Origin of the sequence: Nocardioides astragali (assembly GCF_024436375.1) — a bacterium.
Classification (GTDB): domain Bacteria; phylum Actinomycetota; class Actinomycetes; order Propionibacteriales; family Nocardioidaceae; genus Nocardioides; species Nocardioides astragali.
The window spans coordinates 137,853-157,701 of sequence record NZ_JAFMZM010000005.1; the positions used below are offsets into that span (position 1 = coordinate 137,853).

A 19,849-nucleotide genomic window follows, 5' to 3' on the forward strand; every position below is an offset into this window, starting at 1 on the left:
CCCACTGGTCGAGACGGTGCCGTGCCGCCACCCCTCGTGGTGGCCGCCTCGCTCGTCGCGGTGGAGGCCTTCGTCCTCGCCGCTTTGGGCGTCCTGGAGCTCGCCAGCATCCGCTCGACACGACTGACCATGGGCGCCACCACCGCGGCGTTCTTCCTCGCCGCGGCTGCCGCGCTCGCCTGGTGCGCCTGGTCGCTGTGGAACGTACGACGCTGGGCGCGGGGGCCCGTCGTGATGACCCAGCTCATCCAGCTCGGGCTCGCGTGGAACCTGTGGGCGGGGTCCACCAAGCCGGTCTCCGCCGGCCTGGCGCTCGTCGCGCTCGTCGTCATCGCCGGACTGGTCCACCCGGCCAGCACGCAGGTGCTGGAGGAGGACGCGCGGCTCGAGCCCTGACCGGCCGCTCAGTCCTGCTCGAGCGAGGTCCGCAGCCGCGCCAGCGTGCGGGTGAGCAGCCGGGAGACGTGCATCTGGGACACCCCGATCTCCTCGGCGATCTGCGACTGCGTCATGTTCTTGAAGAAGCGCAGCAACAGGATCCGCTTCTCCCGCTCACCGAGCCCCTCGAGCAGGGGCTTGAGCGACTCGCGGACCTCGACGTGCTCGATGTTGGCGTCCAGCACGCCGAGCGTCGCCAGCATGGCCGGCGGTCCGTCGTCGCTGTCGTCGGAGGCGTCGAGCGACAGCGTCGCGTAGGCGTGGGAGGACTCGATGCCCTCCATGATGTCCTCCACCGTGCACCCGATGACCTCGGCGAGCTCGCGAGGTGTGGGGGAGCGGCCCAGCTTCTGGGTCAGCTCCCCGGTCGCGCCGCCGATCTGCATGCGGAGCTCCTGCAAGCGCCGCGGCACCCGGATCGCCCAGCCCTTGTCGCGGAAGTGGCGCTTGATCTCCCCGATCACCGTCGGCGTCGCGTAGGTCGAGAACTCGACGCCGCGGTCGGTCTCGAAGCGGTCGACCGCCTTGATGAGCCCGATCGTGCCGACCTGCACCAGGTCCTCGAAGGGCTCGCCGCGGTTGCGGAAGCGCCGGGCGCAGTGCTCGACGAGCGAGAGGTGCAGGTGCACCAGGTCGTCGCGCGCCACCGAGCGCACCGCGGCGCTCGAGTCGTCGTCCCGCAGGATCACGAACAGCTCGGCGCTGCGCGCGCGTACGTGCTCCAGCCCGCTGAGCTCGACCTCGTCGATCTCGCGGTGCTCGACGGCCCCCGCCGCCTCTTCCCCCGTGTGTGCGCTCATGTCAGCGCTCGACACCCGTCATTCCCGCAGCAACCTGCGATGTCACCGTGAAGCGGACGCGGAAGCGCCCGTCCTCGGCGCCCGCCGACGCGTCCTGCGCCATCGTGTCGAGCACCTGCCAGGCGAAGCTCTCCGTGTCGAGGGCCGGTTCGTCCATCGACTCGACCTCGAGCGTGACGGTCAGCGAGCCATGGCCGAAGAAGAAGGACGACACGAGGTCGGTGCCCGGGTCGGCAGCGGGGATCGCGAGCGCGGTCGCCTCGCCGATGGCGATGCGGAGGTCCTCGATGTCGTCGATGGTGAAGTCCAGCCGGGCAGCCAGGCCGGCGGCCGTGGTGCGAACGATCGTGGCGTAGGCACCCTCGGCGGGAAGTCGGAGCTCGACGTCGGCCCGAGAGCCCCCGTTGTGATCTGCCATCTGCGTCTGCGTCCCGTCCCTCGAGGCTGATGTGCTGGCCACACACTAACCGGGCCCGGCCGCCACGAGGTGGCAACCGGGCCCGGCAGGCATGGCGGCGAAGTGTCGCTCCGCGCATCGCGACGGAGCGGCAAGCCGCTCAGAAGAAGACCTGAGCGGTGCCCGCTTCACGGTCCCCGCTCAGGCCTTCTTCTGCGGTCGCGACTTCGCACGCTCATGGCGCTCATGACTCGAAGCCCTTCACTTCGTTCAGGCCTTCTTCGTCTCCCAGAAGATCTCGGCGATCTCGTCGATCTTCGCGAGCAGCTCGTCAGCCTTGCCGGCGTCGAGCTCACCCTTGGTGCCGCTGGCGCCGGCCAGCTTGGTGGCCTCGTTGACCAGCGTGTGCAGCTGCGGGTACTTCTCGAAGTGCGGGGGCTTGAAGTAGTCGGTCCACAGGACCCACAGGTGGTGCTTGACCAGCTCCGAGCGCTGCTCCTTGATCAGGATGGCGCGGGTGCGGAAGTCCGGGTCGTCGTTGTCGGCGACCTTGGCGATGATCGCCTTGATGGACTCGGCCTCGATGCGTGCCTGGGCGGGGTCGTAGACGCCGCAGGGCAGGTCGCAGTGGGCGGAGACCTCGACGGTCGGGGCAAGCAGGTGGCGAAGCATCGTGTTCCTCTCGATCGGGACAGTGTCAATCGGGTAGGGATCAATCGGGGTATGGCATCCGGCTGCGAGACTACTCCGCGTGCAGAGCGGTCGGCAGCGGGGTCTCGTCCGGCGGAGAGCGGCTCGCGGAGCGCCCTTCGGAACGGCCGTGGTGCGCGGTCGGTCCATGCTCCCAACGCTGCGCGAGGGTGACCGGCTCCTCGTCCGCTACGGCGCCCGGACCCGGCCGGGAGCCCTGGTGGTCGCCCGCTTCCCGGACGGGACGCTCACGGTCAAGCGGGCCCAGGAGCAGCGACGTACGAGCTCGGGCGGGGCCGGCTGGTGGCTGGTCAGCGACAACCCGGACGAGGGCGTGGACTCCCGCCATCGTGGGCCGGTGGCCGAGGACCAGGTGCTCGCCGTCGTACGGCTGCGACTGTGGCCTTCCCCACGCATGGGACGGCGGCTGTCGGGGTGGTGAGCTGTGCAAGGATCCCCGGCATGGCTCCGCTTCACCCGCACGCGGGCGATCCCGTGTTCGACCTGCACGTCGGCGGCAAGATGGAGATCGTCTCGACGGTCGCCCTCCACGGCCCCGACGAGCTGTCCCTCGCTTACACCCCCGGTGTGGCGCGGGTGTGCGAGGCCATCGCCGCCGACCCGTCGCTGACCCAGCACTACACGTGGGTGCCCAACACGGTCGCCATCGTCACCGACGGCACAGCCGTGCTCGGGCTCGGTGACATCGGCCCCGCCGCAGCGATGCCGGTGATGGAGGGCAAGGCTGTGCTGTTCAAGCAGTTCGGCGGCGTCGACGCCGTGCCGATCTGCCTCGACACCACCGACGTCGAGGAGATCATCGAGACGGTGGTCCGACTCGCCCCGAGCTTCGGTGGGATCAACCTCGAGGACATCTCCGCGCCGCGCTGCTTCGAGATCGAGGCGCGGCTCAAGGAGCGGCTCGACATCCCGGTCTTCCACGACGACCAGCACGGCACCGCCGTGGTCGCGCTCGCCGCGCTGACCAACGCGCTCCGGCTCACCGGCCGCGACGCCGCGACCGTCCGCGTCGTGGTGCAGGGGGCAGGTGCGGCCGGCGTGGCCGTGGCCCGCATCCTGCTGGAGGCCGGCGTGCGCGACGTCGCGGTCCTCGACCGTCAGGGAGTCCTCAACTCCGAGCGTCACGACCTCACCGAGGTCAAGGCCGCCCTCGCCCGCGACACCGCAGACGTCTTCGGCCGCCGAGGTGGCCTCGCCGACGTGATGGCCGGCGCCGACGTCTACATCGGCGTCTCCGGAGGACAGGTGCCCGAGGAGATCGTCGCCTCGATGGCTGCCGACTCGATCATCTTCGGACTGGCCAACCCCACGCCCGAGGTGCACCCCGACCTCGCCCACAAGTACGCCCGCGTCGTGGCCACCGGCCGCTCCGACTTCCCCAACCAGATCAACAACGTGCTGGCCTTCCCCGGCATCTTCCGCGGCGCCTTCGACGTGCACGCCACCGCGATCACCGAGGGCATGAAGGTGGCCGCGGCCACCGCTCTGGCCGAGCTCGTCGGGGACGACCTGCGCGAGGACCTCGTGATCCCCTCCCCGTTCGACCCGCGGGTCCCGGGAGCCGTGCGCGAGGCCGTCGCGGAGGCCGCTCGCCGCGACGGCGTCGCCCGCCGCTGATCAGTTGGTCTTCTGCTCCTCGCTGGCTCGAGACGCTTGGCGGCGAGCGCTTCCCGCCCAGGCTGCCAGCACGAGCGCGGCGAGCAGGTAGGCGTTGCCGACCAGCTGCTCCGTGGCTCCCCACTCGAGCTCGCGTCCCTCGCCCCAGGGCGGCCACACGATGGGACGGGTCACGAACACGGCGGTCCAGGCCGCGGCCGCCCACCTGTTGTGCTCCCACAGCACGAGGGCGACGGGAACCGCCCAGACCCAGTGGTGTGACCAGGCGATCGGCGAGGCGACCAGCATCGCCATCGCGCCCAGGCAGGCGCCGAGCACCCGGTCCCCGCGACGCCACCACACCGCGGCGACGAGCACCACCACGCAGGCGAGCGGCGTGGCAGCGACCAGCCACAGGGGAGTGGACGGGGCCGAGTCCAGCAGTCGCGTCAGCGAGCCGTACACCGACTGGTTGTGGGCCAGCGCCGGGGGACCCACCCGGCTCGGGTCGAACAGTCGGTCGGTCCAGTACGTCGCCGAGCCCGGCACCCCTGCGAACCCGACAGCGACGGTCGCGCCGAAGGCAAGCACCGCGCGAGCGGCGGCGGCCCGTTGTCCCGCGAGCGCGAGCAGCACGACGAAGACGAGCGGCGTCAGCTTCACGCCGGCCGCGAGGCCCAGCGCCACGCCCGACAGCCGTCGTTCCGGGCGAAGCAGGTCCACCAGCACGGCCAGCATGAGAAGCAGGTTGACCTGCCCGAAGGTGACGGTCTGCCACACCGGCTCGAGGGCGAGGGCCGCGACGACGAGCAGGACGACGAGCCAGGCAGGTGACGTACGTCCCAGTGCGCGGCGCACCAGCACGACGGATCCCCCGAGCGCGCCGGCCGAGGCAGCGGTCCACACCGCTGCGGCGAGCCACGCCGGCAGGAGTGCCAGCGGCACCATCAGCACCGCCGCGAAGGGGGGATAGGTGAACGGCAGTCCGTGGACCGGCTCGTCGCGTGCGTAGGGCGACACGCCGTCCAGCACGGCCTGGCCTGCGTGCTGGTAGACCAGCAGGTCCTTGAGCTCGCCACCGAGGGCTCCCGCGACGGCCCCGGCGACCACGAGGCCGAGCAGCGCCGGCCAGGTCGGACCACGGAACGGGCGTGGGGCCTTCACCATCGCAGGGTAGACGCCTGCCCGCGCTCAGAACCCGATCGACGGCTCCGGCGCGACCAGCGTCCGCATCGCCCTGGTCAGCTCGGCGTACGCCCCGGTGCGGTGCTCGCGCACGAGGCCCGCGCGCAGCAGGCCGCCGATCCCGTGCCCGAGGAAGCCTGCGCCGAGGACGTTGACGTCGAGGGTGAGGTCGGCGTCCTCGTCGGCCCGAGTGGCCTTGCCCTCGCCACCAGAGGCGTTCAACCGCCACCGTCCGGCGTTCCACGGGGCGTAGCGGTCCTCCACCTCCACCACGACGTCGCAGTCGTCGTCGTAGGACCGGAGCGGCCAGGCCGCGTCGACGTCGACGAGGCGGATCCAGGTGCTGTCCCAGGTCTGGAGGTCGCCGGTGCCGCGCGGGCCTCCCACCCACCCGAGCAGTGGGTCGTCGACGCCGATGTTCTCCAGCTTCGTTGTGCCCATCAGGTCGATGTCGACCAGGCGGCGGGCGAGCGCCAGCCGGGCCGCCGGACCCCCGCAGAACATGCCGGCGGTGACGGTGCCCGACGGCCGGGCGTTGTCCCACTTGTGCTCGCGGCGCAGCCCGACGAAGCCGACGTCCCCGCCATTGCGACAGGCGAAGAGGACCCGGCGCCGCTCCTTGTCGCGCAGCGCCTCCGGGGGCTCGGTCGTCATGAGGGAGAAGAAGTCCGGTGATCCGACGATGGTGCCTGGGAAGTCGCCGGCGTGCGCCAGCTGGCAGGCGCGCATCCGCTCGGCGACACCCGGCTGCGACATCGTCGTCACGTGGGTGGTGATGCCCGAGACCTCGTCCTCGAGCTGCGGCGCCGTGAACGTCGTCCCGCGGCCGATGCTGACCTGGTGCGTGAGCGCGGCCGTGCCGTAGCCGAAGCGGCCGTATATGCCCGGCTCGCTGGCGTGGAGCGCGGAGATCGCCAACCCGGCATCGTGCGAGCGGGACAGGTGGTCGGTCATCATCGCGGCGAGCACGCCCCGGCGGCGGGAGTCGGGGTGGACACCGACCCACGTGAGGCCCGCGATCGGCACCACGGTCCCGCCGGGCACGGACATCTCCATCGGGCGCACGCCGTAGATCCCGCTGTGCAGGCCCTCCGGCCCGTCAGGCAGGTCGACCACGAACCGCTGGTCCTCCGGCAGCCCGAGCCGGAGGAGGGCGGCGTCGGAGTCCGTGACCTCGGCGAACCAGACGAGCTGGTCGGTGGCCAGGAACTTCTCGGCGTCGTGCGAGGGGCGTACGTCGATGTTCACGCGGCCAGCCAACCGTCCGCGGTGGGGAGGTGCAACCGGATAACGACCGCCACTCGCTAGGGTCGACGCCATGTTCGCCGTCTATGCCGAGTCCTTCGCCACCGACGACCCGCTGAGCGGACTGGTGGTGGGAGAGCGACCTGCTCCCCAGGCCCCGGACGGCTGGGCCACCGTCACGGTGAAGGCGGCCAGCCTCAACCACCACGACCTGTGGTCGCTGCGTGGCGTGGGCCTGCGCGAGGAGGCGCTGCCGATGATCCTCGGCTGCGACGCCGCGGGCCTGGACGAGGACGGCAACGAGGTCGTCGTGCATGCGGTGGTGAGCGACCCGGCGTGGGGCGGCGACGAGACGTACGACCCCACGCGCTCGCTGCTCTCCGAGCGCCACCAGGGCACCTTCGCCGAGCAGGTCATCGTGCCGCGCCGCAACCTGGTCCCCAAGCCCGCCTCGCTCTCCTTCGAGGAGGCGGCCTGCCTGCCGACCGCGTGGCTCACGGCCTATCGCATGCTCTTCAGCCAGGGCGACCTCAAGCCCGGTGAGACCGTGCTGGTGCAGGGCGCGGGCGGCGGCGTGGCCACCGCCCTGATCATCCTCGGCCGGGCGGCGGGCCTGAAGGTCCTCGCCACCAGCCGCGACGAGGCCAAACGGGCGCGTGCGCTCGAGCTCGGCGCCCACGAGGTCTTCGAGTCCGGCGCCCGCCTGCCGGTGAAGGTCGACGCGGTGATGGAGACCGTCGGCCGGGCCACCTGGAGCCACTCGATCCGCTCGCTTCGCCCGGGCGGCCGCATCGTCATCAGCGGCACGACCTCCGGTCCCAACGTCGACGACGCGGAGCTGACGCGCATCTTCTTCCTCCAGCTGTCCGTGATCGGCTCGACGATGGGCACCCGCCACGAGCTCGACGCCCTCGTGAAGTTCCTCGACGCGACCGGCACTCGTCCGCTGGTGGACCGCACCCTCCCGATGGACCAGGCGCGCGACGGCTTCGCGGCGATGGCGGAGGGCGACGTCTTCGGCAAGATCGTCTTCACCCGGTGACCGGGCAGATGCGGCACGTCCTCACCGGCGCTGGCTCGGGGATCGGGCTCGCGCTGGCGCACCGCCTGGCCGACCGTGGCGACGCGCTCGTCCTCGTCGCCCGCGACGACTCGCGCGCCGCCGAGCTGGGCGACACCTTCCCGCAGGCCCAGGTGCTGGTCGCCGACCTCGCCGACCCCGGCACGCTCAACGGCCTGGGGCGCCAGGTCGACGGGGGAGCGGACACGCTGCTGCACGTCGCCGGCGTGGTCGACCTCAGTCCTGTGGCGCGGCTGCGCCTGGCCGACTGGGAGGAGCAGCTGGCGGTCAACCTCACCGCCCCGGCGGTGCTGACCCGAGAGCTCCTCCCGCACCTGCGCGAGAGCCGCGGGACCGTGGTCTTCGTCAACTCCTCCGCCGGCCTCAGCGCGAGCGCGGAGTGGTCGGCCTACGCCGCCTCGAAGTTCGGCCTGCGGGCCCTGGCCGACTCCCTGCGCGCGGAGGAGGTCGAGTCGGGGGTGCGGGTGAGCACGGTCTACCCGAGTCGCACCGCCACCCCCATGCAGGAGAAGGTGCACGAGCAGGAGGGGCGCACGTACGACTCCTCGCGCTGGATCAGCGCGGAGACGGTCGTCGACACGATCCTGCACGTCATCGACCTGCCTGCCGACGCGACGATCCCCGACGTGACCGTGCGTCCGGTCGTGCCGCGTGCGGGGACCTAGGATCCGGCCGGCGCGCTAGTCCGGATCCGGGAACGTGAGGGTCGGGTCCTGCACGAGCTCTGCCAGCTGCGCGTCGGTGAAGGTACGTGCCTGCCGCGCCGAGCTCAGGGTGGCGCCGGCCACCTTCTCGGTGGCGACGGCGATGCGGCCGTCGTCGCCCTGGAACACGACGCGGAACGCCCACGGGTGATCGGCGTCGATGTCGGCGAGGGACTGGCTCCAGTCGACGCCGATCCGGCCGCCCGGCACCTCGGTGCGGAGGCAGTCGTCGCACAGCGGGACGTAGGGCTTCCCGGCGTGCGCCAGCAGCAGCCGGAAGAAGCCACCGCCCTCGACGTCGTACTCCGCCTGCCAGTCGGTGGCCGCGGCGAAGTCCTGGTCCGGCATCGGGCCGGTGTGGTCGAAATTGCTGGGGAAGACGTCGCGTGGCTGCCCGAGACCGGGGAGGTGCGCAGAGACAGTGCTCACCATCGTGTCGTCCACCGTCGTCCCGGCGACGTAGTCAGTCGCAGCCGGCGCAGCCGCGGGTGCGACGACGTCGTCGGCGTCCGTCACCCGAGGCACGAGGACGCCTGCGGCCACCACTGCCGCGGCGACGCCCGCAGCCCCGGCGACACGAAGTCGCGTACGCCGTCGCCGTGCGCCGCGGCCGCGCGCGAGGACCTCGGCGAGGTCCGGTCCGCTCGAGGCATCGTCGGTGACGCGGGTGTAGGCCTGCCTGATGTCGGTGTCGGAGCTCATGAGGTCTTCCTCTCGGTGCTGGCTGTCGCCTCGTCGGCCCGAAGGCGCGCGAGGGCGCGGTTGGTCTGGCTCTTGACGGTGCCTTCGGCCACGCCGAGCAACCCGGCGACCTCCGTGACCGACAGGTCCTCGAGGAAGCGGAGCGCGAGGACCGCGCGATCGCGTGGAGAGAGCTGGGCGAGGGCGCCCATGAGGTCGACGCGCACGTCGACGTCGATCTCGCGCGCCGCATGGTCGGCGACGGAGTCGGTCAGCGGCTCACGCGCGCGCTTCTGGGCCGACTGGATGCTGGTGGTCACCACCGTGCGCCGGGCGTAGGCGTCCACGGCCGCGGGATCGATCCTCGGCCAATGGAGGTAGAGCTTCACGAAGGCCGTCTGCGTCGCGTCCTCCGCGGCCGGCCAGCTGCCCAGGATGGCGTACGCGATGCCGAGCAGGCGCCGGCGGCGGGTCACGAAGAACTCGCAGTAGGTCGCTTCCCAGGCAGGCGCTCGCATGCCGTCTCCTCATTCGTGTAGGCGTCGTCATGAGTAGAGATCCACGAGCGGCACGGGAGGTTCCCTCAGAGCGGCTCGCGGGAACGCCAGTTGAGGGCGCCCACCAGCAGCATCCGCAGCTGCGTACGAGCCTGGTCGAGGGTCTGGGCCTCGGCGTCCGGGTCGTCCACGAGACGCTCGGCCATGGTGACCACGAAGGAGACGACGAGGTCGGCGAGAAGGGCGATGTCGGTGCTCGAGTAGTGCTCGGCCGCTCCGCTGCGGGCGATGTCGGTGGCGAGCTCGCGGGTGATCAGCTCGATCTCGTGGTTGATGGCCTCGCGGATGCGGGGCGAGCCGGCGGTGCGCTCGCGCGCGATGAACGCGTAGTGCGTGCGGTTCTCCCGCACGTGCTGCGCGACGATCGGCAGCGACCCGTCGATGACGTCTCGGTACTCCGGCGCGTGCCGCCACCCGTCGAGGAGCATGAGTCGCAGGGACCGGAAGCTCTCGTCGACCAGGGCCAGCCCCAGCAGCTCGAGCGAGCCGAAGTGCCGGTAGAACGCGGTCGGCACCACCCCGACCTGCTTGGCGACCTGGCGCAGGGAGATCGCCCCCAGGCTCGAGTCGGCGGCCAGCGCGAGGGCGGCGTCGAGGATGGCCCGCCGGGTGCGTTCCTTGCGCTCGGCCCGCGACCCGCTAGCCCCCGGTTCCCCCATGGCGTGATCGTAGGGCAGTCGCGGCTCAGTCGTCCGGGTCGTCGAGGCGGGCCAGCCAGGTGGCCAGCCGCTCGACAGGCGTCTCGAACTCGGGGTGGGCGTCGACGAAGGCCTGCAGCTGCTCGGCGAGCCACGCCAAGGTGACCTCCTCGTCACCCCGGCGCCGCTCGAGCTCCTCGATCCCTCGGTCGGTGAAGTACACCGGTGCTTCTCCCTGCGCGCCTCAGTAGTCGGTGTCGCCGCCGCGGGGCGACTCGAAGGCCGCGTCGAGCAGCGTCTTCTGCTCCTCCACGTGGCGCTTCAGCGTGCCGACCGACGGCGACGCCGAGGACGGGCGGGTGACCGGCTCGACGGTCAGGCCCAGCTCGGGCCACACGTTGAGCTGGTAGTGCGGCCACGGGCCCATGTTGCGCGGCTCGTCCTGCACCCAGCGGATCGCCTTGAGGTTGGGGTACTTGGCGACCTCGGCCTTGATCTCCTCGAGCGGGTTCGGGTAGAGCCGCTCGATGCGACCGACGGCGAACTTCGCACCGTTGTCGCGCTTGGTGCGCTCGACCATGATGTCCCAGGTCACGCGGCCCGAGCACATGATCAGCGTCTCCACCTGCGCCGGGTCCGCGTCGTCGTCCCCGATGAACGGCCGGAACGTGGTGGCCCCGACGAAGTCGGCCGGCTGCGAGGCCGCCTCCTTGCGCTTGAGCATCGACTTCGGCGTGAAGACGATGAGGGGGCGGTGCTCCTCACCGAGGGAGTGGCGACGCAGCAGGTGGAAGTACGACGCGGGGGTCGAGGGCTGCGCGACCACCATCGCGTCCTCCGCGCACATCGTCAGGAACCTTTCGATGCGCGCCGAGGAGTGGTCGGGACCCTGGCCCTCGTAGCCGTGGGGGAGCAGCAGGACGACGCCCGACTGCTGGCGCCACTTGGTCTCGCCTGCGGAGATGAACTCGTCGATGACGGTCTGCGCGCCGTTGACGAAGTCACCGAACTGCGCCTCCCACAGGACGAGCGCCTCGGGGCGGGCCACGGAGTAGCCGTACTCGAACCCGAGCGCGGCGTACTCGGAGAGCAGCGAGTCGTAGACGTGGAACTTGGCCTGGTCCTCGGTGAGGTTGGTCAGGGGCGTCCACTCGTCGGCGTTGGTGCGGTCGATGATCGTCGCGAAGCGCTGCACGAACGTGCCGCGGCGCGAGTCCTGACCGGCCAATCGCACGGGGCGGCCGTCCATCAGCAACGAGCCGAACGCGAGGATCTCACCGGTGCCCCAGTCGATCGGGCCCTCGGTGATCGCCGCCGCACGACGCTGCAGCTGCGGCATGACCTTGGGGTGGACGGTGAAGCCGTCCGGCGGCGTGACGTAGCTGTCGGCGATCCGCTTGAGGACCTCCGGGGTCACGGCGGTGGAGAAGTCACCGGTCGGCTTGTCCGGGTAGTCCGGGACGGTGGTCCACTCGGTGGGCGCCGACGAGCTGGCCTCGCGCACCTCGGTGAAGACCCGCTCGAGCTGCTGCTGGTAGTCCTTGAGGACCTGCTCGGCCTCCTCGATCGTGATGTCGCCACGACCGATGAGGGACTCGGTGTAGAGCTTGCGCACCGAGCGCTTCTGCTCGATCAGGTCGTACATCAGCGGCTGGGTGTAGGACGGGTCGTCGCCCTCGTTGTGGCCGCGGCGGCGGTAGCAGACGAGGTCGATGACGACGTCCTTGTTGAACGCCTGGCGGTAGTCGAAGGCGAGACGGGCCACCCGGATGCAGGCCTCGGGGTCGTCGCCGTTGACGTGGAAGATCGGCGCCTGGACCATGCGGGCCACGTCGGTGGCGTAGAGGGAGGAGCGCGACGAGCCGGGTGCGGTGGTGAAGCCGACCTGGTTGTTGATGACCACGTGCACGGTGCCGCCGGTGCGGTAGCCGCGCAGCTGCGAGAGGTTGAGCGTCTCGGCCACCACGCCCTGGCCGGCGAACGCGGCGTCGCCGTGCACCAGCAGCGGGAGGACCGGGAACTTCTCGCCCTGGTCGAGCAGGTCCTGCTTGGCGCGCGCGATGCCCTCCAGCACCGGGTTGACCGCCTCGAGGTGCGAGGGGTTGGCGGCGACGGAGACCTTGATCTTGTCGCCCGAGCCGGCCACGAACTCGCCCTCGGCGCCGAGGTGGTACTTCACGTCGCCGGAGCCCTGGACCGTCCGCGGGTCGATGTTGCCCTCGAACTCGCGGAAGATCTGGCTGTACTTCTTGCCGACGATGTTGGCGAGCATGTTGAGCCGGCCGCGGTGGGCCATGCCGATGGTGACCTCGTCGAGCCCGGTCTCGGCCGCCGCCTCGCAGAGCTCGTCGACGAGCGGGATGGTGGTCTCGCCACCCTCGAGGCTGAAGCGCTTCTGCCCGACGAACTTGGTCTGGAGGAACGTCTCGAATGCCTCTGCCTGGTTGAGCTTGAGCAGGATCCGCAGCTGCTCCTCGCGGGGCGGCTTCACGTGGGGCTGCTCGACCCGCTCCTGGATCCACTTGCGCTGCTCGGGATCCATGATGTGCATGTACTCGATGCCGGTCGTGCGGCAGTAGGAGTCGCGCAGGATGCCGAGGATGTTGCGCAGCTTCATGAAGCGGCGGCCCTCGCCGCCGAACGACCCGGTCGCGAACTCGCGGTCGAGGTCCCAGAGAGTGAGGCCGTGCGACTCGATCTCCAGGTCAGGGTGGCTGCGCTGGCGGTACTCCAGCGGGTCGGTGTCGGCCATCAGGTGGCCGCGGACCCGGTAGGCGTGGATGAGCTCGAGGATGCGGGCCTGCTTGACGATGTCGTCGTCGTGGCTGGCGACCACGTCGCGGGCCCAGCGGATCGGCTCGTAGGGGATGCGCAGGGATCGGAAGATCTCGTCGTAGAAGCCGTCCTCGCCGAGCAGCAGGCCGTGCACGCGCTTGAGGAACTCGCCCGACTGCGCGCCCTGGATCACGCGGTGGTCGTAGGTCGAGGTCAGCGTCATCGACTTGCTGATGGCGTTGCGGTTGATCGCCTCCTCGGAGGCGCCCTGCCACTCCGGCGGGTACTCCATCGCGCCGACGCCGATGATCGCGCCCTGGCCGGCCATCAGTCGCGGCACGGAGTGCACGGTGCCGATGCCGCCCGGGTTGGTCAGGGAGATCGTGGTCCCCTGGAAGTCGGCGACGGTGAGCTTGTTGTCGCGCGCCTTGCGCACCACGTCCTCGTACGCCGTCCAGAAGGCTGCGAAGTCCATCGCCTCGGCGGCCTTGATGCTCGGGACGAGCAGCTGGCGGGTGCCGTCGGGCTTCTTCATGTCGATGGCGAGGCCGAGGTTGATGTGCGCGGGGGTGATCAGGTTGGGCTTGCCGTCGACGACCGCGTAGCCGACGTTCATCTCCGGCATCGACCGCAGCGCCCGGACCAGGGCGTAGCCGATGAGGTGGGTGAAGGAGACCTTGCCGCCGCGTGCGCGGGCCAGGTGGTTGTTGATGACCGTGCGGTTGTCCCAGAGCAGCTTGACCGGCACCGAGCGCACCGAGGTGGCCGTGGGCACGGTCAGCGACGAGTCCATGTTGGCGGCGGTGCGAGCAGGGGCACCGCGCAGGACCGTGTAGGTGGGCTCGTCGCTGGCCGTCGCCGGCGCGGCCGGCTTGGGGTCCTTGGCGACGGGGGTCGTGGTGCCCTTCGCGGGCTCATCGGCGGCGGCCGCCGGGCGCGGGGTCGACTTCGGCGCGGGGGTCTCCGCGACCTTGGCGGCCGGGGCGGCGGCCTTCGCGGGCGCCGGGGCAGAAGCCTGGGTGGCGGGCTTGTCGGCGGGCTTGTCGGCGGCCCGCGTGGTGGCAGCGGCCGGAGCCTCGGCGGGCGCAGCCTTCGGGGGCATCCCGTTGCTGAAGTAGCTCGCCCACTCAGGACCCACGCTCGCGGGGTCCTTGTCGTACTGCTCCTTCATCTCCTCCACGAGCCACTCGTTGGCTCCCAGGTCAGATGACGGAGCAACCGAGGACTGGTTGCCGGACTGCCCGTTCGGGGACTGCGCCACGCTTCTTTCGCCTCTTCCAGATCTCATCGCGCAAGGGTTTGACCAAGTCGCTGACAAGGCTAGTCGCACACGCGTGCAAATGCAGGGGCGGGGAGGTCCTTTGAGGCATGGTGTCGCCCACACCCGGATCACCCCCCGCACCACCTGCCTGGAGTCGTCATGCCAAGCCCCTTGCCGGGCCGCACCTCGTGGGCCCGCCGCTGCGCCGGACTCATGCTCGTCTGCACCCTGCCCCTGTCCGCCGCTGCCTGCCGGTCGGTCTCCGAACCGTCGGCCGCACCCGAGCGGCTCAGCCGCAACGACGCCCAGGTGACGCTCGCGTCCCATCCCGTCGAGACCACCACGAAGATCCACCGGGTCTTCGGCCGCCTGCCCGACAAGCGTCGCAAGGCCGTACGCCAGCAGGTCGGTGCGGTCGTCGACCGCTGGTGGGAGGCGGCCTACCTCGGCGGGACCTACCCGCGCAGCAGCTTCCCCGACGCGTTCCCGGGCTTCACCGACGGCGCCGAGAAGCTCGCCCGGGCCGACAAGGCCCTGCTGACCAACCAGACCCTCGGGCCCCGCATCGACTCCGTGACCGCCCAGCGCCGCACGGTCTCCCTCGACATCCTCGCCACCGGCAGGCGCGCCCGCTCGGTGACGGCCCACGTGAAGCTGCGCTTCGCGACCAGCGGCGAGAAGGCCGGCACCACGGTCGTCCGCGGACGCCTGTTCCTCACCTACAAGCGAGGTGCGTGGCGCATCTTCGGCTACGACGTCTCGAAGGGAGCGCGGCGATGAACGCCCCACACTGGGTACGCCGAGCCGCACGGACCGCCGCCCTCGCGTCCGTCCTCGCCGTCACCGCCCTCGTCGTGCCCCAGTCCACGGTGCAGTCCACCGAGGTGAGCCTGGTCAAGATCCGCCACGCCCAGGGCGTCGCCGTCGGCGGCGAGGACGTGGTGTGGATCCTGGCGGTCGGCTCCGACGCCCGTCCGGGCCAGAGCATGGTCCGCTCGCGCGGCGACGCGCTCCAGCTGGTCGGCATCAACACCCGCACCGGCTCGGCCACCGCGATCGGCGTACCCCGCGACTCGTGGGTCAGCATCCCCGGCCACGGCCGGGAGAAGATCAACTCCGCCCTCTACTTCGCCGGACCGCGCGGCATGGCGGGGGCCATGCGCAACCTGACCGGCATCGAGCCCGACTACGTGATGGTCACCCGGTTCCCGTTCTTCGAGGACATGGTCGACGACATCGGCGGGATCACCGTGACCAACCCGCGCCGCTTCTACGACCCCTACCTCAAGAAGGAGGGCTTCGCCCGGGGCCGGATCCATCTCAACGGCTACAACGCGATGGCCTTCTCCCGGATCCGCAAGGGCCTGGTCGGCGGTGACTTCGACCGGTCGGCCAACCAGCAGCGCACGCTGCGCGGCATCCATGCCCGGATCAGGTCCCAGGCCGACCGTCCCGGCTTCATCGAGCGCGGCGTCATGACCGTGATGGCCCACATGGACACCAACGCCTCCCCGGCCGAGCTCTACGAGCTGGCCCAGGCGGTGGCCCGGGTGGATCCGTCGAAGATCACCACGTGCGTCGTACGCGGGCGGATCGGCTTCGTCGGCGCCGCCAGCGTCGTGTTCCCCGACGTCGCGCAGGCCCGTCGCCTCGGTCGCGAGGCGCGCAGCGACGCCGCGCTGCGTCACTGCTGACCACCCGTTGCTGGCCGGCCGTGCGCGTCAGCGCGGGTAGATGCGCCCCGCGGTGCGCGCCAGGTCGATCACCACGGCCTCGGAGTAGAGCTTGATCCGCAGGCCGATGACCTGGGAGCCGCGGTAGCCGGTGTCGACCAGCTGTCGTTGGATCTCGCCCATGCCGTTGGGCAGCTCGACGACACCGCCGGGCTCGGGGATCGCGAGGGCCTCCCCAGCGACGGTGATCGAGCCGATGGCGGTGGAGACCTTGGAGCGGACCCGCTGGCCGGTCTTCTGCCGCATGGCGGCGCGCGAGCTGATGTCGGTGATCACCAGCTGGGCAGTGGGGATGGACACGGACCCGATGGCGGTGCGCGACCAGCCCTTGGCGACCTGCTTGGCACGGAACTGGTCGCCGTTGACCTGGTAGACGACGCCGTCGAGCAGAACCGGCACCGGCAGCAGCTGGCTGGCGTGCGGGACCTTGTAGGTCTGGGTCCTGCCGCGCGAGCCCTGGCACGGGAGGGCCTTGTGCTCGACGTTGCCGAACTTCAGGGCGCCCTCGAGGGCCTGGTAGTCCATGGCGGTGCCGCCGGAGCGGAAGACGCCCACGGGCGCGGGGCCGCCCATCCGGACCCGAGCGGTGCCGAGCTCGACGAGCTGGCGGCGGTCACCGGCGGTGACCTCGATCCGCAGCGCGGACGCCTGGGACTGGGCGTTGTGGCTGTTGGCGCGACCGTTCTTGTAACCGAGCGCGATGCTGCCGAGACCGGGGATCTGGATCGGCCTGGTCACGTCGCTCAGCACCTGGAACACCTCCTGGGCGACCTGCTGGGTGCCGGTGAAGACGGTGTCGGTGACCTGGTCGAGCGGCGCCAGGAGCTCCTGGAGCTCGGGCGGCAGGCTCTGGATGACGGTGTTGTCGAGCAGCGAGAGGGAGATGCTGGCGAAGGTGAAGCTCTCGGCGTGACCGTAGCCCTGCGGGGTGTTGAAGGCGTTCGCCGTGGTCTGGAGACCCTTGATGACCAGCTTGGGCGTGGTCAGTGGGCCGACCGTGCCGCCGATGCTGATGTCGCCGATCGTGCTGGTGCCGCGTACGCCGTGGGTGCTGCCGTCGACGTAGGTCTCGGTGCGGCTGGTGCTGGCCGAGACGTTGATCAGCGGGTTGTCGGGCACCGACACCACGCTCTCGCGCTCGACGACCTGGCCGGCCGCACGGGTGCAGAGCTGCTGGGCGTGGGCGTCCTTGAGGTTGAGGGCCTCGACGCTGTTGGTCACCAGCTTCACGCCGTAGACGTCGCCGCGGTAGCCGAAGTCGGTCAGCTGGGCCGCTCGACCGGCGCGAGCCTCCGCGCCCTCCGTGGCCTGGGCCGGCGCCGCCAGCCCGGACGTGGTGGCGAGCGCGGCGCTGAGGCCGATGCTGATCGCGGCCGCGAGGCGACGAGTGGTGCTGTGGTGCATGTTCCCTCCCAAAGGGTCCCCGGGAGCTCTCCTGACGCCGATCCCCTTGTACCGGTCAGTAACTCCCTCGCCCGATCAACGAGGCGGGCACGGTTTGGTCACGGCCGGGTCAGACTATGGGCTGAAATGCCTCGAGCGGTGACACCCGCGAGGGTGCCACCGCTCGGCGACCAGATCTGCGCCTCCGGCAGGATTCGAACCTGCGGCACCTGGTACCGGAAACCAGTGCTCTATCCCCTGAGCTACGGAGGCCCGCACGGGCCTCGGCCAGTGCGCGGTGAAGACTACCGGTCGCCCGACGGGGGCGTGAAACCGGTTGGCCGACAGTGCGGGTCCCAGCGCGGGATCTCAGCGCAGCGCGAGCGAACCGGACGTCGTCGGCGCGAACGGCAGCGCCTCGTGCTCCGCGACGCGGGCGTCGAGCGCCGCAGCCACGTCCTCCGGCCACGGCGACGTCAGGCGCGACTCGAGGTCGACGTGCAGGAAGACCTCCTCGACGACGCACGCCACCCTCCGGTGCGTCTCGTCGAGCAGGTAGACCAGCGCGTGACCGGCGCGCTCCGAGCGACCGAGCAGGCGCACCCGGGCCGACATCGTGTCGCCGGTGCGCAGCTCGCTCAGGTAGGTGACGTGGTGCTCGGCGGTGAAGCAGGCCTGGCCGTGCGTCAGCGGCCACATCATCGGGATCCCGACCTCGACCAGCGACTCGTCGAGGCCCTCGCTGGCGATGCCGATGTAGTGCCGCACGTTGAGATGGCCGTTGATGTCCTCGAACGGCATCGGCACGGGCTGCTCGACGTAGGCCGGAAGGGCGACCAGCTGGTCGTAGGTGGGATGCGTCGTCACAGCCCAGAACCATAGGGCAGTGCCGGTGCGCCCTGGAGCGACGGACGGGTGGCCAGGGCGTGAAACCGGTTCGGTCCCCGGTGTGCCGCGCCGATAGGGTTGGCGGGTGAATCCTGATCAGCTCTCCGAGACCATCGTCGACGCGCTGGGGGCCCTCGTGGCCGACGGCGCGATCACGCTGCCCGACGGCGTGCCGACCCGGGTCACGGTGGAGCGACCCCGGCAGAAGGGCCACGGCGACTACGCCACCAACGTGGCGCTGCAGCTGGCGAAGCAAGTGTTGATCAATGGGCAGGGCACCAACCCGCGCGCCTTCGCCGACCTCGTGGCCGAGCGGCTGCGCGCCTCCGACGGCATCAGCGAGGTGGAGATCGCCGGACCCGGCTTCCTCAACATCACGGTCGAGGCCGGTGCCCAGGGGCAGGTCGCGGCCGACATCGTCGCCGCGGGGGAGTCGTACGGCTCCTCCGACGCGTTCGCCGGCGAGAAGATCAACCTCGAGTTCGTCTCCGCCAACCCGACTGGACCGCTGCACATCGGCGCGGTCCGCTGGGCCGCCGTGGGCGACGCCTTGGGACGGATCTTCACCTTCTCCGGCGCGGAGGTGACCCGCGAGTACTACTTCAACGACCACGGCGCCCAGCTCGACCGGTTCAGCTCCTCCCTGCTGGCCTGGGCGAAGGGGCGGCCGGTGCCCGAGGACGGCTACGGCGGGGCCTACATCGAGGAGATCGCCAAGGACGTCGTCGCCAAGCGGCCCGAGGTCCTCGACCTGCCCGAGGACGAGGCCCAGGAGGTCTTCCGTGCCGAGGGCGTCGAGCTGATGTTCGCCGAGATCAAGCAGTCGTTGCACGACTTCGGAGTCGACTTCGACGTCTACTTCCACGAGAACAACCTGCACGAGTCCGGCGCCGTCGAGCGCGCGATCTCGCGACTCACCGAGATGGGCAACACCTACGAGGCTGACGGCGCGCTGTGGCTCAGGACCGAGAAGTACGGCGACGACAAGGACCGCGTGATCGTGCGTTCCAACGGCACTCCGGCCTACATCTCGGGTGACCTGGCCTACTACCTCGACAAGAAGGAGCGGGGCTTCGACCGCTGCTTCATCATGCTCGGCGCCGACCACCACGGCTACGTCGGCCGGATGAACGCCATGTGCGCCGCGTTCGGGGACGAGCCGGGCAAGGACCTGGAGATCCTCATCGGCCAGATGGTCAACCTGCTGCGCGACGGCAAGCCGCTGCGGATGTCCAAGCGTGCCGGCACCACGGTCACGATCAACGACCTGGTGGACGCCATCGGCGTCGACGCGTCGCGCTATGCCCTCGCTCGCTACACCAACGACACCAACATCGACCTCGACCTGGACCTGTGGGCCAGGGCCCACAACGACAACCCCGTCTACTACGTCCAGTACGCCCACGCCCGCACCTGCCGGATGATGGAGAACGCCGCCGACCTCGGCATGTCGCTGCCCGAGGACTCGTTCGACCCGACGCTGCTGGCCCACGAGCTGGACGGCACGCTGCTCCGGGCGCTGGCGGAGTTCCCGCGGGTGGTCACCGCCGCCGCTGAGCTGCGCGCGCCCCACCGGGTGGCGCGCTACCTCGAGGACACGGCATCGGTCTTCAACAAGTGGTACGACACCAAGGAGTGCCGCATGTTGCCCCAGGGAGACGAGCCGGTGGCCCCGGTCAACGAGGCGCGGCTCATGATGGTCGCCTCAACCCGGACGGTCATCGCCAACGGCCTCCGCCTGCTCGGCGTCTCCGCGCCCGAGAGGATGTGATCGGG

The 19,849-nt window shown here is 70.7% G+C and carries 20 protein-coding genes and 1 tRNA gene; 8 read left to right on the forward strand and 13 right to left on the reverse strand.

The features are described from left to right. The first annotated feature begins 21 nt into the window (after nucleotides 1-21). Nucleotides 22-396 (forward strand): hypothetical protein, encoded by a 375-nt coding sequence (locus J3P44_RS17715; RefSeq protein ID WP_255891787.1) that lies wholly within the window; start codon nucleotides 22-24, stop codon nucleotides 394-396. 8 nt (nucleotides 397-404) lie between these two features. Here J3P44_RS17715 and J3P44_RS17720 read toward each other — a convergent pair whose 3' ends face one another. The 3 genes from J3P44_RS17720 to sodN form a co-directional block, all read right to left on the reverse strand. Beyond that, a complete protein-coding gene (locus J3P44_RS17720; RefSeq protein ID WP_255891788.1) occupies nucleotides 405-1,238 on the reverse strand; it encodes a SigB/SigF/SigG family RNA polymerase sigma factor in 834 nt (277 codons plus the stop codon). 1 nt (nucleotide 1,239) lies between these two features. Then, nucleotides 1,240-1,656: an ATP-binding protein gene (locus tag J3P44_RS17725; protein ID WP_255891789.1), complete on the reverse strand. Its 417-nt coding sequence runs from the start codon at nucleotides 1,654-1,656 to the stop codon at nucleotides 1,240-1,242. A 249-nt stretch (nucleotides 1,657-1,905) separates the two neighbouring features. Further along, a complete protein-coding gene (gene sodN, locus J3P44_RS17730) occupies nucleotides 1,906-2,307 on the reverse strand; it encodes a superoxide dismutase, Ni (protein WP_179620218.1) in 402 nt (133 codons plus the stop codon). A 151-nt stretch (nucleotides 2,308-2,458) separates the two neighbouring features. Between sodN and J3P44_RS17735 the strand changes: the two genes are divergently transcribed. Continuing rightward, nucleotides 2,459-2,767 (forward strand): S24 family peptidase, encoded by a 309-nt coding sequence (locus J3P44_RS17735; protein ID WP_255891790.1) that lies wholly within the window; start codon nucleotides 2,459-2,461, stop codon nucleotides 2,765-2,767. Between the two features lie 20 nt (nucleotides 2,768-2,787). Then, nucleotides 2,788-3,963: an NAD(P)-dependent malic enzyme gene (locus J3P44_RS17740; protein ID WP_255891791.1), complete on the forward strand. Its 1,176-nt coding sequence runs from the start codon at nucleotides 2,788-2,790 to the stop codon at nucleotides 3,961-3,963. Here the strand turns inward: J3P44_RS17740 and J3P44_RS17745 are convergent, their stop codons facing one another. Further along, nucleotides 3,964-5,106, reverse strand: a complete 1,143-nt coding sequence (locus tag J3P44_RS17745; RefSeq protein WP_255891792.1) for a glycosyltransferase 87 family protein — start codon at nucleotides 5,104-5,106, stop codon at nucleotides 3,964-3,966. It abuts the gene before it with no gap. 27 nt (nucleotides 5,107-5,133) lie between these two features. Continuing rightward, nucleotides 5,134-6,375, reverse strand: a complete 1,242-nt coding sequence (locus J3P44_RS17750; protein WP_255891793.1) for a GNAT family N-acetyltransferase — start codon at nucleotides 6,373-6,375, stop codon at nucleotides 5,134-5,136. A gap of 70 nt (nucleotides 6,376-6,445) precedes the next feature. On the opposite strand from J3P44_RS17750, the gene J3P44_RS17755 reads away from it, so the two are divergent. Then, a complete protein-coding gene (locus tag J3P44_RS17755; protein ID WP_255891794.1) occupies nucleotides 6,446-7,414 on the forward strand; it encodes a zinc-binding dehydrogenase in 969 nt (322 codons plus the stop codon). Then, a complete protein-coding gene (locus tag J3P44_RS17760; protein ID WP_255891795.1) occupies nucleotides 7,411-8,118 on the forward strand; it encodes an SDR family oxidoreductase in 708 nt (235 codons plus the stop codon). Before J3P44_RS17755 ends, J3P44_RS17760 begins: the two co-directional genes overlap by 4 nt. 15 nt (nucleotides 8,119-8,133) lie before the next feature. Here the strand turns inward: J3P44_RS17760 and J3P44_RS17765 are convergent, their stop codons facing one another. The 5 genes from J3P44_RS17765 to J3P44_RS17785 form a co-directional block, all read right to left on the reverse strand. Beyond that, on the reverse strand, nucleotides 8,134-8,859 hold the full coding sequence (locus tag J3P44_RS17765) for a hypothetical protein (protein WP_255891796.1): 726 nt from the start codon (nucleotides 8,857-8,859) through the stop codon (nucleotides 8,134-8,136). Then, entirely contained in the window at nucleotides 8,856-9,356 is a 501-nt protein-coding gene (locus J3P44_RS17770; RefSeq protein WP_255891797.1) for a sigma-70 family RNA polymerase sigma factor, read from the reverse strand. Before J3P44_RS17770 ends, J3P44_RS17765 begins: the two co-directional genes overlap by 4 nt. Nucleotides 9,357-9,421: 65 nt before the next feature. After that, a complete protein-coding gene (locus J3P44_RS17775) occupies nucleotides 9,422-10,054 on the reverse strand; it encodes a TetR family transcriptional regulator (protein WP_255891798.1) in 633 nt (210 codons plus the stop codon). A gap of 25 nt (nucleotides 10,055-10,079) precedes the next feature. Beyond that, the gene (locus J3P44_RS17780) at nucleotides 10,080-10,256 is read right to left on the reverse strand and encodes a DUF6104 family protein (protein WP_255891799.1); all 177 of its coding nucleotides are present in this window, start codon (nucleotides 10,254-10,256) and stop codon (nucleotides 10,080-10,082) included. Between the two features lie 21 nt (nucleotides 10,257-10,277). Further along, complete coding sequence (locus tag J3P44_RS17785) at nucleotides 10,278-14,096, reverse strand: multifunctional oxoglutarate decarboxylase/oxoglutarate dehydrogenase thiamine pyrophosphate-binding subunit/dihydrolipoyllysine-residue succinyltransferase subunit (RefSeq protein ID WP_372496642.1); 3,819 nt, start codon at nucleotides 14,094-14,096, stop codon at nucleotides 10,278-10,280. Nucleotides 14,097-14,228: 132 nt separating this feature from the next. Here J3P44_RS17785 and J3P44_RS17790 point away from each other — a divergent pair, with 132 nt between their 5' ends. Beyond that, on the forward strand, nucleotides 14,229-14,849 hold the full coding sequence (locus tag J3P44_RS17790) for a hypothetical protein (protein WP_255891801.1): 621 nt from the start codon (nucleotides 14,229-14,231) through the stop codon (nucleotides 14,847-14,849). Further along, the gene (locus J3P44_RS17795; RefSeq protein WP_255891802.1) at nucleotides 14,846-15,763 is read left to right on the forward strand and encodes an LCP family protein; all 918 of its coding nucleotides are present in this window, start codon (nucleotides 14,846-14,848) and stop codon (nucleotides 15,761-15,763) included. Before J3P44_RS17790 ends, J3P44_RS17795 begins: the two co-directional genes overlap by 4 nt. Nucleotides 15,764-15,790: 27 nt before the next feature. Here the strand turns inward: J3P44_RS17795 and J3P44_RS17800 are convergent, their stop codons facing one another. The 3 genes from J3P44_RS17800 to J3P44_RS17810 form a co-directional block, all read right to left on the reverse strand. Further along, nucleotides 15,791-17,206 (reverse strand): choice-of-anchor P family protein, encoded by a 1,416-nt coding sequence (locus J3P44_RS17800; RefSeq protein WP_255891803.1) that lies wholly within the window; start codon nucleotides 17,204-17,206, stop codon nucleotides 15,791-15,793. A gap of 179 nt (nucleotides 17,207-17,385) precedes the next feature. Further along, a tRNA-Arg gene (locus J3P44_RS17805) sits at nucleotides 17,386-17,458 on the reverse strand. Between the two features lie 96 nt (nucleotides 17,459-17,554). Then, nucleotides 17,555-18,052 carry a thioesterase family protein gene (locus J3P44_RS17810; RefSeq protein WP_255891804.1) on the reverse strand — a complete coding sequence of 166 codons (498 nt, stop codon included), beginning with the start codon at nucleotides 18,050-18,052 and terminating at the stop codon, nucleotides 17,555-17,557. A 106-nt stretch (nucleotides 18,053-18,158) separates the two neighbouring features. On the opposite strand from J3P44_RS17810, the gene argS reads away from it, so the two are divergent. Then, on the forward strand, nucleotides 18,159-19,844 hold the full coding sequence (argS, locus tag J3P44_RS17815) for an arginine--tRNA ligase (protein WP_255891805.1): 1,686 nt from the start codon (nucleotides 18,159-18,161) through the stop codon (nucleotides 19,842-19,844). Nucleotides 19,845-19,849 lie beyond the last annotated feature (5 nt).